13 protein-coding genes are annotated in these 14605 nt (G+C 51.4%); all 13 read right to left on the reverse strand.

Annotated features, from left to right (window positions below; translation table 11 throughout):
- Window positions 1-61: 61 nt before the first annotated feature.
- Entirely contained in the window at window positions 62-3622 is a 3561-nt protein-coding gene (gene smc, locus H6X83_RS07550) for a chromosome segregation protein SMC (protein ID WP_212505897.1), read from the reverse strand.
- Window positions 3603-4637 carry an elongator complex protein 3 gene (locus H6X83_RS07555; RefSeq protein WP_212505898.1) on the reverse strand — a complete coding sequence of 345 codons (1035 nt, stop codon included), beginning with the start codon at window positions 4635-4637 and terminating at the stop codon, window positions 3603-3605. Before H6X83_RS07555 ends, smc begins: the two co-directional genes overlap by 20 nt.
- Entirely contained in the window at window positions 4634-5320 is a 687-nt protein-coding gene (gene rnc, locus H6X83_RS07560; RefSeq protein ID WP_212505899.1) for a ribonuclease III, read from the reverse strand. Before rnc ends, H6X83_RS07555 begins: the two co-directional genes overlap by 4 nt.
- On the reverse strand, window positions 5317-6339 hold the full coding sequence (plsX, locus tag H6X83_RS07565) for a phosphate acyltransferase PlsX (RefSeq protein WP_212505900.1): 1023 nt from the start codon (window positions 6337-6339) through the stop codon (window positions 5317-5319). Before plsX ends, rnc begins: the two co-directional genes overlap by 4 nt.
- Window positions 6340-6385: 46 nt before the next feature.
- A complete protein-coding gene (trmFO, locus tag H6X83_RS07570; RefSeq protein ID WP_212505901.1) occupies window positions 6386-7702 on the reverse strand; it encodes a methylenetetrahydrofolate--tRNA-(uracil(54)-C(5))-methyltransferase (FADH(2)-oxidizing) TrmFO in 1317 nt (438 codons plus the stop codon).
- Between the two features lie 20 nt (window positions 7703-7722).
- Complete coding sequence (gene topA, locus H6X83_RS07575) at window positions 7723-9831, reverse strand: type I DNA topoisomerase (RefSeq protein WP_212505902.1); 2109 nt, start codon at window positions 9829-9831, stop codon at window positions 7723-7725.
- 215 nt (window positions 9832-10046) lie between these two features.
- The gene (dprA, locus tag H6X83_RS07580) at window positions 10047-11207 is read right to left on the reverse strand and encodes a DNA-processing protein DprA (RefSeq protein WP_212505903.1); all 1161 of its coding nucleotides are present in this window, start codon (window positions 11205-11207) and stop codon (window positions 10047-10049) included.
- Window positions 11182-12003 carry a TrmH family RNA methyltransferase gene (locus tag H6X83_RS07585; RefSeq protein ID WP_212505904.1) on the reverse strand — a complete coding sequence of 274 codons (822 nt, stop codon included), beginning with the start codon at window positions 12001-12003 and terminating at the stop codon, window positions 11182-11184. Before H6X83_RS07585 ends, dprA begins: the two co-directional genes overlap by 26 nt.
- Window positions 12004-12076: 73 nt before the next feature.
- On the reverse strand, window positions 12077-12430 hold the full coding sequence (rplT, locus tag H6X83_RS07590; protein ID WP_212505905.1) for a 50S ribosomal protein L20: 354 nt from the start codon (window positions 12428-12430) through the stop codon (window positions 12077-12079).
- 54 nt (window positions 12431-12484) lie between these two features.
- Window positions 12485-12688 (reverse strand): 50S ribosomal protein L35, encoded by a 204-nt coding sequence (rpmI, locus tag H6X83_RS07595; protein WP_212505906.1) that lies wholly within the window; start codon window positions 12686-12688, stop codon window positions 12485-12487.
- A 72-nt stretch (window positions 12689-12760) separates the two neighbouring features.
- The gene (infC, locus tag H6X83_RS07600) at window positions 12761-13303 is read right to left on the reverse strand and encodes a translation initiation factor IF-3 (RefSeq protein ID WP_212508522.1); all 543 of its coding nucleotides are present in this window, start codon (window positions 13301-13303) and stop codon (window positions 12761-12763) included.
- A 168-nt stretch (window positions 13304-13471) separates the two neighbouring features.
- Window positions 13472-13729 (reverse strand): hypothetical protein, encoded by a 258-nt coding sequence (locus H6X83_RS14790; RefSeq protein WP_425489190.1) that lies wholly within the window; start codon window positions 13727-13729, stop codon window positions 13472-13474.
- A 32-nt stretch (window positions 13730-13761) separates the two neighbouring features.
- Window positions 13762-14487: a DDE-type integrase/transposase/recombinase gene (locus H6X83_RS07610; protein WP_212505907.1), complete on the reverse strand. Its 726-nt coding sequence runs from the start codon at window positions 14485-14487 to the stop codon at window positions 13762-13764.
- Between the last annotated feature and the right edge of the window lie 118 nt (window positions 14488-14605).

Here is a 14605-nt window from a genome sequence, read left to right on the forward strand (position 1 = left end):
TTCATGATACCACAAATATACATCCAGATGCAAATCGACCGGGCAAACACCCGGTCGATTTTTAATTATATTTTGCGATTTCATCCGGATGCAGTACCAGAATTTTGCTGACACCTTCATCCTGCATAGTAACACCGTAAAGCATATCCGCTTCTTCCATGCTGCCGCGCCGATGCGTAATCACAATAAACTGCGTGTTGCGTGTCATGCGCCGCAGGTAATTGGCAAAGCGGGTCACATTTACATCATCCAGTGCAGCCTCGATTTCATCCAGCATACAAAACGGCGGCGGTGAAACTTTCATAATTGCAAAGTAGAGCGCGATGGCAACCAGTGCCTTTTCGCCACCCGAAAGGCTTTCCAAATGCGACACAATTTTGCCGGGCGGCTGTACGGTAATTTCTATGCCGGAGGATAGAATGTCATCCGGCGCCGTCAGTTCCAATCCGGCAGTACCGCCGCCAAAAAGTTCCCGGAATGTTTCGGTAAAATTCCGGCGAATGTGCGCAAAGCTCTGCTCAAACTGCTCGCGCATCTGGTGCGTCAGGTCGCCGATAAGGTGCCGCAGTTCATCTCGGCTCTTTTCCACGTCATGAATTTGTGCGGAAAGGAATTCATAGCGTTCACTTACCTCTTTGTACTCCTCGATTGCGGCAACATTGACCGAACCAAGCGCGCGGATCAAGCCTTTCAATTCATTTAGACGCCGCTGCGCCCGCTGCAAATCATCAATTTTCGCTGCTAACGGTTCCGCTTCCCGCCGGGTAAGTTCGTATTCTTCCCAAAGCTTTGTCGCAACGCTGTCATACTGCTGTTGCAAGCTGTCGCGCCGTTCCTCAAGACGTGCAAGTTCATGACCGATATTTTCTTTTTCATTGCTTTTGTCACGCTGCTGCTGGCGTAAAGCAGTATTCTGCTGTTCCAACTGCATCCGCCGCTCATTAATCTGCCCGATTTTTGCACCACTCTCTGCCGATTGGCGGCGCAGTGCCTCTGCTTCGGCACGAATGGCAGAAATTTGATTTTTCAGCTGTGCAATTCGTTCTTTTTCCTGCTGCAGCTGCGCAGTAAGGGAATCCGCATGGTCTGCGCTGCTTTGCAGACGCTCCCGTATGTCCTGCAGTGAACTGCGCAGATTTTCCAAATCCTTTTCAGCTGCCAACATTTGTAAACGCTTTTCCTGAATCTGTGTGATATAGGCGTCACTTTGCTGGTTCAAATCACTGCGGCTGTCGCTGAGCGCTTCAGACTCCGCACGCAGAGCCGCAATTTCTTCCGCAGTAGCTTCCGACTGTCGGTGCGCTGCATCCTGCGCCTGTTTCTGCTGTGCCAGGCGCTGCGCAGAGCTGTCACGCTCCGCACAAAGTGCCTGTACATCCTGCTCCACACCCGCAAGGTCCTTTAAAAGCTGCTCCCGGTCGGCAGCCATGTGAATGCGGTCTTCCTGTGCACCTGCCAGTTCTCCACGGGCGGCAGCCAGTTCCGCTTCATCACGGGACGCGTCCTGCTGGCAGCTTTTCAGTGCTGCTGCCGCTGCATCCGCCTGCTTTTGCTGTTCCTGCGCTTTCTTCTGAATACGCTCAATCTCACTGCGCCGGCTGAGCAAACCGGAATTACGTGCCAAGGAACCACCAGTCAAAGATCCGCCTGCATTTACCACCTGACCGTCAAGCGTTACAATTCGGAACCGATAGTTATATTTTCGCGCAATTTCAACCGCTGCATCCAAATCCTCGGCAACCGCAATGCGGCCCAGCAGGTTTTCCCGAATACTGCGGTAGCGTTCCTCCGAAGTACAGAGCTCACTGGCAATACCGACAAAACCGGCACAGTCTGCAAGCCCGCGTTCTTCCAGTACACGGCCGTGAATCGTATTCAGCGGCAGAAAAGTAGCACGCCCGCCGTCACGCCGCTTCAGCATCTGAATGGCACGTTTTGCATCCTGCTCGGACTCTACGACAATGTGCTGCATGGACGCACCCAGCGCGGTTTCCAACGCCACTGCATATGTATCCGGCACTGTAATCAGGCGGGAAACCGGCCCGCAGATACCTGGCAGGGTTGAGCGGCGGGCTTCCTGCATCACTGTCTTTACACTTTTGTTAAAGCCCTCCATGTTGCGCTCCAGCGCTTCCAGAAGGTCAACACGCCGAAAACTTTCTTTTGCATCCAACAACAGCCTGTCTGCTTCCTGCTTCAGCTGATCTGCTTTTTTGCGGTGATTCTGCAGCCTTAATTCAAAACCATGCTCTGTGTTGCACAGGTCACTTACATGCTTTTCCAGTTCAGCAAGCATCTGCGCACTCGCTTCTTTAGATTTTTGCAGCTGTGCAAGCAGTTCTTCCTTGGCGTGGATATTTTCGCCGACCTGTGAAACGCGCAGGCCAATTTCACCGATTGCCGAAGCAGCGGTCATTTCGGCAACTTTGTTTTCTGTGGCCTTTGTGGAAAGTTCAGAAAGTCTGCGGGACAGCACATCTGCCTTTTCGGAACTTTGATTCATGTGCGTACGCAGTTCTTCCAACTTTTGATTCAAAGCATCAATCTGCGCACGGTATTCTTCGGTCTGTGTCGCACAGGCTTCAATCTGAGCGGCTTTTCCGGCCGCTTCCGTATCCATGCGGGTACTGTCCTGTGAAGATACAGAAAGTTCGGTTTTTAAGCGTACAATCGTTTCTTCGCTATGGCGCACATCATTACAGAGCACATCCGCTTCGCCGTCTCTTTTTGCGGCGGTTTCCTCACAACTGCTGCTTTCCTGCCGCACACGGTCAATCTGCGCCGCACAATCCGTAATATTCTGAAAATTCTTTTCAGCAGCCTTGTCCAATTCATCCAGCTGCTTCTCTGCCGCTTCCTGCTGTGCGTGTGCAAGCATAATTTTATCATCATACTGATGCAGTGTTTTGGAAGACTGTTCCATTAATTGAAGCCAAACAGCAATTTCCAGCCCCTTTTTTTCTTCCGACAGTGTCAAAAAAGATTGGGCTTTCTCACTTTGCTCCTTCAGCGGGCCAACCCGCCCTTCCAATTCCGAAAGAATGTCCCGCAGGCGCACCAGATTCTCCTCTGCTGCATCCAGCTGATGCTCACTTTCAGCCTTCCGATAACGATAGCGCGAAATACCGGCGGCTTCCTCAAAAATTTCCCGGCGGTCTTCACTGCGGGCGCTGACAATCGCGTCAATTCGTCCCTGTCCAATAATAGAATAACCGTCCCGCCCAAGGCCGGTGTCCATAAACAGTTCGTTGACATCCCGCAAACGCACAGCTGCTTTATTAAGCAGATATTCACTTTCACCGCTGCGGTAATACCGCCGCGTAACCGCGACTTCATCTTTATCAAACGGAAGCCGCCTGTCGCTGTTGTCAATGTTCAGCGTAACTTCGGCAAAGCCCTGTGCCTTGCGCTGCGGTGTGCCGTTAAAAATAACGTCTTCCATTTTGGTGCAGCGAAGCGTTTTTACGCTTTGTTCGCCCAAAACCCAGCGTACCGCATCACTGATGTTGCTTTTGCCGCTGCCGTTTGGACCGACTACGGCAGTAATTCCGTTATTGAACTGCAGCACTGTTTTATCCGGAAATGTTTTAAAGCCCTGAATTTCAAGTGAGCGGATCAGCATATGTGCAAGTCTCCTTTTTCGAAGCAGGTTCGGCCGCACGCAGCAGGCGGAACGCGTCCCCTGCCGTAACAGCAACGTGCCAGCCCATCGTTTCCAGTACGGAAAGATTTGCTTTTTTCTGTCCTTTTGCCTGTGACAAATATTTTTCCGGAACCGTAAAAGTATAGTTACCCAGCGGCTTTCCGGAAAGCATCTGCTGCATGCGAGCAAGCCAGCGGCGGCTTTCGCAAAGTTCCCGAAACGCCGGATGCCAAGGGCCGGCAAGCCGCTCCTGCTCCAGTTCCGGCGAAGCGTGCAGCCCCAAGCGAATTACGCGAATATCGCGTTCTTCAAAGAATTGAAGCAGCTGTGCACAAAGGCCAACCGCTTCCTCCAGCGTTTCCGGCTGGTATTCTCCGGACTGATACCACGCCGCAAGCTGTGTATCCGGCAAAACAATCGTCGGATAAATACGCACTTCCTGCGGATGCAGTTCTGCAAAACACTGCGCCGTGCAGCGTGCGCCCGCCGGCGTGTCACCGGGCAAACCGGTCATCATCTGCAAACCGAGGTGCAGACCGCGTGCGGCAATCATTTTCGAAGCGGTGCAAACCTGCTCTGCAGTATGGCCTCGCCCGTTTTTTTTCAGTACAGCATTGTCCATACTCTGTGCGCCCAGTTCCACTGTTGTGGTACCATATGCACACAGTTCATCCAGAATTGCTTCGCTGATTGCGTCCGGACGCGTAGAAAGACGAATCCCCGCGAAACAGCCATCCTGTACATATGGATAAGCCGCCTGCAGCAGACTCCTTCGATATTCTTTGTCAATCGCAGTAAAGCTGCCGCCAAAGAACGCAATCTCTGCTTTGGCAGCAGCTTTGCCTAATGAATGAAGCGCTGTCTCCGCCGCATCACGCACCTCCTGCGGAGTTGGTGCGTGCGTTTCTCCGGTAATCAGCCGCTGGTCACAAAAACTGCACCGGTGCGGACAGCCGATATGCGGTACAAAAACCGCTATGTTTGCGTGTTTCAATAGCCCATCAGTTCCAATGCTTCGCGGGCGGCCTGCTGCTCCGCGTCTTTTTTTGTGTGGCCACCGCCTTTGCCGATGACATTGCTGTTCAAATGCACTTCTACGGTAAAATGCTTGTCGTGATCCGGGCCGGATTCTCCCGTCAGCACATAAGAAAGCTTTTCACCCGGATTGCGCTGGATAATTTCCTGCAGCTTCGTTTTGTAATCGTGAAACGGTGCCTTGCTGCGCAGGGTTTTCAGCGCAGGCAGTGTAAAACGCAGAATAAAATCGCGCGCCTGCTGAAAACCGCCGTCCAGATAAATAGCCGCAGTAATAGATTCAAACGCATCCGCAAGAATGGAAGTGCGGCTGCGCCCGCCGCCGTTCTGTTCTCCGTGGCTCAGCCGCAGAGAGTCACCGACGTTCATCTGGCGGGAAAAATCGCAGCATGCCTGCTCGCACACAAGTGCCGCCCGCGTTTTGGTTAAATGGCCCTCTGGCCAGTCCGGAAAGTTACGGTACAGATAATCCGCCACCACAAAGCCAAGCACACTGTCCCCCAAAAATTCCAAACGCTCATTGCTGCCGCCGGGTGCATGTGTTTCATTTGCAAAAGAGGAATGTGTCAAGGCATTCAGCAAAAGCTGTTTGTTTTGAAATGTATAGCCAAGCTTTTCTTCCAATGGTGCCATATCTTTCATTCTGCGGCCTCCGCTTGAGAAGCTTTTTCTTTGTAGGCGGCAACGCTCTGCGCAATTTCGCCTGCAACGTTTCCTTCCACATAGCCCTTAGTCAGACGCAGGGCGTTAAAAAATGTTTTTGCGTCCGCATTACCATGCGACTTAAACACCGGTTTGGCACAGCCCAGCAGCGGCGCCCCGCCGTATTCTTTGTAATCCATCGTTTTTTTCAGCGCACCAATGTCTTTAAGCATTACAGAAGCCGCAAGTTTGTTTTTCAAACTGCCGGTCAGAACAGATTTAAATTTGTGCAGAATCATCATGGCGGTGCCCTCAAAGGTTTTCAGCAGCACATTGCCGGAAAAGCCATCTGCAACCAACACATCGACCACACCGTCCGGCACATCGCGTGCTTCCACGTTGCCGGTAAAGTTTAAGCCGCTCTCTTTCAGCAGCGCATAAGCACCGTGCTGCAGTTCGCCGCCCTTATGCTCCTCTGTGCCGACGTTCAGCAGACCTACCCGCGGGTTCTGCACATTCATTACTTTTTTCATATAAATGGAACCCATCAAGCCAAACTGATTCAGCATTTCCGGTTTGCAGTCCACATTCGCGCCGCCGTCAATCAGCATAAAGCAGCTTTCCGCACTTGGCATAACCGGCGCAAATGCAACGCGCTTAATGCCTTTAATTCGCTTTACCAAAAAAGTTGCACCAACGGTTAAAGCGCCACTGTTGCCAGCGGAAATGAATGCATCGCCTGCGCCCTCCGCCAGTTTTTGCAGGCCCACTGCCATGGAGGAATTTTTGCCGGCACGCATAATATCCGTGCCGGCGCTGTTCATATCAATTACGTCCGGGCAGTCGCAGATTTCCATATGCTCCATGGAAATCGCATTTTCTTTGGCAGTCTGCAGAATGGCATCTTTCCGGCCGGTCAGCAAAACTTCAATGCCCAGCTCCTGCACCGCCTGCGCGCAGCCTTTCATAATTTCAAGTGGTGCGTTGTCCCCGCCAAATGCATCGACAATAATTTTCAAAATAATTACCTCCTGTAAGTATGAATATATCCCCGTAAAGTGCCGCCTATTTCCAGCTGCCTGCCGCCACAAAATCTGCCAAGTCGCGCAAAGCGCGTTCGGAAAATGCAGCGTAGCGCTCACGCTTGTCCCGAATATGTGGCTCAATCGGCGGCATCATGCCAAAATTTGCGCCTAGTGGTTGATAGTCCCCTGCTCCGCCGAACTGCACCCAGTGCGCCAACGCGCCGGTCATGGTTGTTTCAGGCAGTGTCAGCAGCGGCAAACCCTGCGCAAAGCGCAGAGCGTTTCTGCCGGCAAGCAAGCCGGAAGAAGCTGACTCCATATACCCCTCCACACCGGTCATCTGCCCGGCAAAGAAAAGACGCGGGTCCCGGCGAAGCTGAAATGTACTGTCCAACACTGCGGGGGCATTTAAAAATGTATTGCGGTGCATCACACCGTAACGCGTAAACTCCGCATGCTCCAGCCCCGGAATCAGGCCGAACACACGCTTCTGCTCGCCAAACTTTAGGTTTGTCTGAAAACCGACCAGATTGTACAGCGTACCGGCCGCGTCCTCCCGGCGCAGCTGCACCACTGCCCAAGGACGATGTCCCGTGCGCGGATCGCGCAGGCCAACCGGCTTCAGCGGACCGAAGCGCATGGTGTCCGCACCGCGCTGTGCCATCACTTCCACCGGCATGCAACCCTCGTACACCTTTGGGTCACGCACATCACAGCCATGCAGCGGCGCGCGTTCCGCATTGACAAGCTCTGTATAAAAGCGCTCATATTCTTCCTGATTCATTGGGCAGTTCAGGTAATCCTCTCCGTCCCCTTTTCCGTAGCGGGAGGCGGCAAAAATTTTACTGCGGTCAAGGCTTTCCGCGGTTACAATCGGCGCTGCGGCATCATAAAAGCGCAGACCGCCGCCACATAATTTGGCAATCTCCGCTGCCAGCGCATCGCTGGTCAGGGGGCCAGTTGCAATTACAACAATTTCCTCCGCCGGAATCTTGTCACACTCCCGCACAGTGCAGTGAATATTCGGATGGCTGTGTATTTTTTCCGTAACCATGGCGGAAAATTTCGTACGGTCTACCGCTAGTGCACCGCCCGCCGGAACGCGAGTCTGCAAAGCACACGGCACCAGCAGAGAACCCATGCGGTGCATTTCTTCTTTCAGCAGTCCGGCGGCACTGTCCGTTCGTTCCGCTTTAAGCGAATTGGAACAGATCAGCTCCGCAAAATCAGGGTTTTTGTGCGCCGGCGTATACTTTTCCGGCTTCATTTCGATTAAATCGACTTCACCGCCGTTTTCTGCAATTTGCCAGGCCGCTTCACAGCCCGCCAGCCCTGCACCAATGACCGTAATGCGCATAGTTCCTCCTGCCCGCAAACTCAATTTTCTTCGTCCGCTTTGTCTTCTCCAACGCGCTCATAGCCGCACTCCGGTGTTACACAGTAAAACTTCGGGTTTTTACCCTTTTTGCGCAGCAGCGTTTTGCCACACTTCGGGCAAAGCTCCTGTGTCGGTTCATCCCATGAGACAAAGTCGCAGTTCGGGTAGTTTTCACAGCCATAAAAAACGCGTCCCTTTTTGGTATGCTTAATCACAACGTCGCCGCCGCATTTGGGGCACTTGGCGCCGTTTTTCTCAACGTATTTCTTAATATTTTTGCACTCCGGATAACCGGGGCAGGCAATAAATTTGCCGTAGCGCCCCATTTTAACGACCATGCGGCGGCCGCACTTTTCGCAGATAATATCGGTTTCGTCCTCTTTCAGCTGGATTTTTACATCCTTCATCTGCTCTTTGGCAACTTTCAGCGTTTCCGCAAAGTCATCGTAAAAATCATGTACCGCCTGAACCCATTCGACCTTACCATTCTGTACTTCATCCAGCTCATTTTCCACCTGTGCTGTAAACTTCACATTTACAACCTTTGGAAAGCGTTCTTTCATCAGCTTGGTCATAACTTCGCCAAGTTCCGTCGGTTTCAGTGCCTTCGCCTCGCGCACCACATATTCACGATTTAAAATTGTACCGATTGTCGCAGCGTAAGTGCTTGGGCGGCCAATTCCATTTTCTTCCAATGCTTTAATCAGGCTAGCTTCTGTAAAGCGCGCCGGCGGCTGGGTAAAGTGCTGATTGCCCGCAATCTCTTTGCACTTTAAAGGCATGTCTTTCTCAAGTGGAGGCAGTGTACCGCCTGTACTTTCATCTGCCTCATCCTTTTTTTCCTCGTACAGCACTGTAAAGCCATCAAATGTAATGGTATAGCCGCTGGCTTTAAACAAATATTTATCCGCGGAAATTTCCGCCTGCGTGGTTGCCTGCAGGCAGTTGCTCATTTGGCAGGCAATGAAGCGTTCCCAAATCAGCTTGTACAACTTATACTGGTCGCCAGTCAGGCTTTCCTTAATCTGTTCCGGGTCAATACTGGGTGTGGAGGGACGAATAGCCTCATGACCATCCTGTGCGTTCGCCTTCGTTTTAAAATGGCGGGGGGTATCAGGCAGATATTTCTTTCCCCAGCGTCCTTCAATGTACTCCGCTGCAGCAGCAATGGCATCTTCACTCAGGCGCAAAGAATCAGTACGCATATAGGTAATCAAACCAACAGCACCCATTCCCTCAATTTCAATGCCTTCATACAGTTCCTGTGCGGCTTTCATCGTACGGCGTGCGGTAAAACCAAGCCGACGGCTTGCTTCCTGCTGAAGTGTAGAAGTAATGAACGGCGGTGCCGGGCTCTTGCGGCGGGTGCCTTTCTTCACTTTTGTTACAACATAATCTGCTTCTTTGAGATCCGCAAGAATTTTGTCAGCTTCTTCCTGATTGCTGATTTTCAGTTTGCCTTCCTCGGTACCGTAAAGGCTTGCAGTAAACTGCTTACGGAACGTACCCTTTGCAGGTACGAACTTGGCATCTACAGACCAATATTCTTCCGGCTTGAAGGCTTTGATTTCTTCCTCGCGGTCAACGATTATCCGCACAGCCACGCTCTGCACACGGCCGCCGGAAAGCCCGCGGCGAATCTTTTGGGAAAGGAACGGACTGAGCTTGTAGCCAACCAGACGGTCAAGGATACGGCGTGCCTGCTGTGCGTTCACCAAATCCATGTCAATCGTGCGTGGATTCTGCATGCCGGTTTCAATACCGGTTTTTGTAATCTCATTAAATGTAACACGGTTTGTATCGTTTACATCCAAACCCAAAATGTACGCAAGATGCCAGGAAATCGCCTCTCCCTCACGATCAGGGTCAGTTGCCAGCAGAATGCTGTCACTTTTTTCTGCCTTTTCCTTTAATTTATCCACCAGTTCTTCTTTGCCCTTGATAATGGCATACTGCGGCTTAAAATTATCGCTGACCTTCACACTCAGCCGGTTTTCCGGCAAATCACGCACATGACCCATTGAAGCGACCACATCATAGCCGCTGCCCAAATATTTTTTAATGGTTTTCGCCTTAGCAGGCGACTCCACAATTACTAGCTTTGACAAAAGAACACCTCGTTTCACGGTAATACAGATCCACAGAAAAGGGCATCTGCTCGGTCTAACAATTTATTGTACCCAAACTGGCATGAAAAAGCAATCTTTATATTTACAAAATGGCTTCTTAAATGTAAATAATTTCAGATTCTTTTTAGAGCAGTGCCCGTTTTCATCTGTTTTATACGAAATACACCAAAGTGCATTGTTTTCTTTTTTGAATATTAAATCAGTGCATATCGCTGCCCAGCGCAGGCTTGTACCACGCCACGCAGTTCTAACTCTGTGGCAGCCGCCAAAAGCTTTGCAGGCTGCAGACCTGCTGCCGCACACAATTCATCGATTGGCTTCGGTTCAGCAGTTAAGGCTGCATACAGTTTTGCCGCTGATGGTGACAATCCCTTCGGCATAGAAAGCGGCTGAACCTGTTTGCACTCTGCCCCGGGTACTGCCGTTTCCACATTGATACCGGGCTCCTCCGGCAGATTCAATTCATATTTGCTTTCATAATAATGCAGCACATCCAACGCACAGGTTGCGGGCGGGCAGCCATCCCGCAAAAGTTGATTGGTTCCCTTGGATACCGTGCTCTGCACGTTGCCCGGCACCGCAAACACATCTCTGCCCTGATCGGCGGCGCAGTTTGCCGTTATCAGAGAACCGCTTTTCCCGGCGGCTTCTACAACAACAGTCGCATCGCAAAGGCCGGAAATAATTCGGTTGCGAATTGGAAAGTTGGAGGCCATCGCCTGCGTACCCGGCGGGTACTCGGAAATCAGCGCGCCATCCAATGTAACCGCCTGCCGCAGCTGCGCATTTGCAAGCAGATAATCCGCGTCAATGCCGCAGCCAAGTACACAGACACTTTTCCCTCCGGCCTCTACAGCACCGCGGTGCGCCTGCGTGTCGATTCCCAGAGCACCGCCGCTGACGACCACAGCGCCTGCTTTGGCCAGTTCATAGCCCATGGTGTGTGCAACTGAACAACCGCTCCGAGTTGCCTTGCGGGTCCCCACGATGGAAACGGAAAGCAGTGTATCTACCGACGGCAGTGTTCCTTTAATATACAGAACGCACGGATAATTATGAATTTCGCGCAAACACTGTGGGTATTCTTTCATATCCGGTGTTATTATGCGCTGACCCAACTTTTCAGCGTATTCAAGCTGTGCCTGCGCCTGTTCCAGTGAAAAGTTCTGCATTCGCAGAATTTCCCGCTCCGTAAAATAGCCCTCCAGTCGCCAGCCCTCTGTTCCCGCACGGTAAAAATCTTCAATCGACGGGTAGGACTCAAAAATCCGCTGATGTTTGGAAGCACCAATGCCCAAACTGTGCTGCAGCCAAATCCACCACGCGCGCTCATCCATTTTTGTCACCGTTCCCACGCACCATTTCCCACATCAAAATTGCAGCACTGGCAGAAGCGTTCAATGACTCGGCCCTGCCCTGCATTGGGATTGTCACTCTGCCGCTGCAGGCGTCAATCGTTTCCTGCTGCAGCCCGTTGCCTTCGTTGCCGACCGCGAGAATGGTTGGCACATCAAACGTCGTTTCCGTAATTTTTGCTGCACTTGCATCCGGAACAGCCGCCAGCGTACGCCAGTCTGCACGCTGCAACTGCGGCAGTGCTTCTGCCAGTGACGGCAGGCGCACCAGTGACAGACGGAACGCCGCACCCATTTCCCCACGAAGTGCTTTCGGTGAAAATGGGTCACAACATTCGCCGCACAGCAGAATCGTTTCAATTCCAAGCGCTTCTGCTGTGCGCAGCACCGTACCGAGATTTGACGGGTCCTGCAGCTGCTCCAACGCCAAACAGCAGCCTTTAGCAGACTGCTGTAAAAATTGCTGTGCAGTTATGCGGGCAGTCTGTGGAATTTCACAGACGCAGAAAATTTCCTGGCTATTTTTTGTATCCGCAAGGATTTCAGCAACAGACGGCTCCAACAGATACTCTTCTTCCAAAACGTGCAGACGGATTTTCTGCAGGTAGGCCGTATACTTTTGCGCTGAATTCTGCGTGTAAAACAGGGAGAGAATCCGAATTCCGCTGGAAGCAGCATCCGCGCACAGGCGAGCGCCCTCGCACAAAAAGGCATTCTGCTGTTTTCTGGCAGGCGCACGGCGCAATTCCGTCGCAGCGCGCACCGTTTCATTCCTCCTGCTGGTAATATGTTCCATGATTAGTCTCCTTTGCTGCTTTAACAGATAAAAAATATGCGCCCGGAACAAAACCGGGCGCAAAAACAGCTTATTAGAGTGCCGCTTTGGCCTGTTCAACAAGGCCCTTAAATGCTGTTTCATCGCTGATTGCGATTTCAGAAAGCATTTTGCGGTTCAGCGTGATGCCAGCCTTCTTCAGGCCGTTCATAAATACGGAATAGGAAACGCCATTTGCACGGCAGCCAGCGGAAATACGGGTAATCCACAGGCGGCGGAAATCGCGCTTACGAGCTTTACGGCCAGCAAAAGCATAGTTTCCGGACTTCATAACAGCCTGTTTGGCCATCTTAAAGTGACGGCTCTTGCTGCCCCAATAGCCCTTTGCGAGCTTCAGAATCTTCTTTCTTCTTTTACGCGTAGCGAGTGCGCCTTTAACTCTTGCCATTTTATTTTACCTCCAAATAATGGGAATATTTAAACAAATGCACGAACGGTATTCTTATTTGTAAGGAATCATGCGCTTTACATGTGCCACATTGGTCTTATCTGCAACGCAGGTGCCGCGCATGTTACGTTTAAACTTGGCGCTTTTGCCGTGACCGTTGAGCAGATGGCTCATGTTTGCATGTGCGCGGATAACTTTGCCGTTCTTAGAGAGTTTGAAGCGCTTCTTCGCGCCGGAATGCGTTTTGATCTTAGGCATAATAAGGATCCTCCTTGGTTTTCTTGGGGTTTTCCCCGCTTACTCAGCAGACTTCTGTGTCGGCTCGGCAGACTAGCCGGCGGTTTTTGCTGCCGCCTTAGGAGCTGGCTTGCATGCAAGGAACATCAGCATATTGCGTCCTTCCAGCTTGGCGGACTTTTCCACACTGGCGTACTCCGTCAGCGATTCAGCAAATTTCTGCATGATCGTATATCCCTGCTCCGGATGACCCATTTCTCGGCCGCGGAAGCGGATGGAAGCTTTAACTTTATTGCCCTCTTTTAGAAAACGAATCGCGTGGTTGCGCTTTGTTTCAAAGTCATGCGTATCGATATTAAGTGAAAGCCGCACTTCCTTGATCTCTACAACGTGCTGGTTCTTTCTTGCTTCCTTTTCGCGTTTTGCCTGTTCAAAGCGGAACTTGCCGTAATCAATCACCTTGCATACAGGCGGTTTTGCCTGCGGGGCGATTTTAACAAGATCCAAATCCTTTGAAAAGGCCAGTTCACGAGCTTCAGCAGATGACATGATGCCGAGCTGGCTGCCGTCCGGTCCAATGACGCGAACCTCGCGGTCACGGATATCTTCATTGATCTGCAGTTCCTTGTTGCTAATGGTTAAGCACCTCCGTAAATGGTCTGTCGGTTTTCATAAAGCACAAAGCGCGGGCAGAATACTCCGCCCGCGCACAACACAACAATCCCCAAAAGGTACAGGACCCGTATTGACCCGCGGCGGACGGCTCCGCTCAGGTGTGGGCACATCTGCCCCGCTTTGTTTTGACTAAGCTATTATAACACAATTAAGGCTGTTGTCAAGCCTGTTTTTTAGAAATATTTTCCGTTGGTTCTGTGTTTGTAAATGATGTGACCCAAGGAAGAAGGCAAGGCGATCGAGAGGGCTTTTCCATGCCAGAGTACGCATAGCCTTGTTGTTGCTCCATGATAAATGAGTTTCTAGCTTTTGATTAAGTTCATACACACTGGAAAATTTCTCCCAGTCGTAGAAATAGCGCTGGTCGTTACGATGGCTACGTTCCACTTTACCGTTATGCCACGGAGTGCGAGGTGGGATCAGCCTGTGTGCAATCCCTTTGTCTGCCAGAGCCTTTTCAAACGGACTTTTTCCGTCCGGCTAATGAATTTGTAAGTGAACTCAGTGCCATTGTCTGTCTGGATAGTTTGAATCGGGAAGGGGAACACCTTTAATAACCGACCGAGAAAGTCTGCGGAATTCTCGGGGGTATGCTCTTCATAGCCGAACACATACCGCAGCCGTGTGCATTCATCAATCGCTGTCCACTGGTACAGCCGTTTTCCGTCCCGTTTAGCGGCGCCTTTCAGGCAGCAATATGGAACCTCTTTCACATCTATTTGTACTTTTTCACCGGGCGTTGTCAATTCCGGATACCGCCGTGCCGCCGTCGAGGGACGTTTCCATTTCTTCCCCCAGCCTAAGCCCATACGGGTGGCGGCATGATACATACCACCAAAGCTCCGTGTGTAGCCATGCCCTTTCAGCAGTTCAGCATAGACTCCATCCCAGCCATACCGTGCGTATGCTTTGACGAACGCTTGCCGTATGGCTGCCTCTTCTGCCTCTGAATGTTGTCTGGGATGACTGTTCGGTCTGTGTGAACGCTCCTGCAATGACTGCCATGTCCCGTCGTACCGCTTGCTCCACCGCTTAACACTTGACAGGCTGACTCCGTATTTCCTGGCAGCCTCACTCTTGCCGTGCTTCTCCGCGTAGTCAACTACGCCTTGACGTACTCGTGCTTCCTGTGCTAATCTCTTCATGGGAAGTTTCTGTCCTCTCCTGTTGAATGGTTTGTGGTGAACTCATTCTAACATATGGAGGGCTTTGACTTCCTCTTTTTTGGGTCACATCATTTTAACCTATACAGTTTTTTAGAAA

It is taken from the genome of Caproicibacterium amylolyticum (assembly GCF_014467055.1).
Classification (GTDB): Bacteria; Bacillota; Clostridia; order Oscillospirales; family Acutalibacteraceae; genus Caproicibacterium; species Caproicibacterium amylolyticum.

Bases quoted from the DNA above. Each gene is read 5' to 3' on its own strand.
- rplT (WP_212505905.1), bottom strand. From the start codon at position 12,430: ATGGCAAGAGTTAAAGGCGCACTCGCTACGCGTAAAAGAAGAAAGAAG.
- smc (WP_212505897.1), bottom strand. From the start codon at position 3,622: ATGCTGATCCGCTCACTTGAAATTCAGGGCTTTAAAACATTTCCGGAT.
- rnc (WP_212505899.1), bottom strand. From the start codon at position 5,320: ATGAAAGATATGGCACCATTGGAAGAAAAGCTTGGCTATACATTTCAA.
- H6X83_RS07610 (WP_212505907.1), bottom strand. From the start codon at position 14,487: ATGAAGAGATTAGCACAGGAAGCACGAGTACGTCAAGGCGTAGTTGAC.
- rpmI (WP_212505906.1), bottom strand. From the start codon at position 12,688: ATGCCTAAGATCAAAACGCATTCCGGCGCGAAGAAGCGCTTCAAACTC.
- trmFO (WP_212505901.1), bottom strand. From the start codon at position 7,702: ATGCGCATTACGGTCATTGGTGCAGGGCTGGCGGGCTGTGAAGCGGCC.
- H6X83_RS07585 (WP_212505904.1), bottom strand. From the start codon at position 12,003: ATGGAACATATTACCAGCAGGAGGAATGAAACGGTGCGCGCTGCGACG.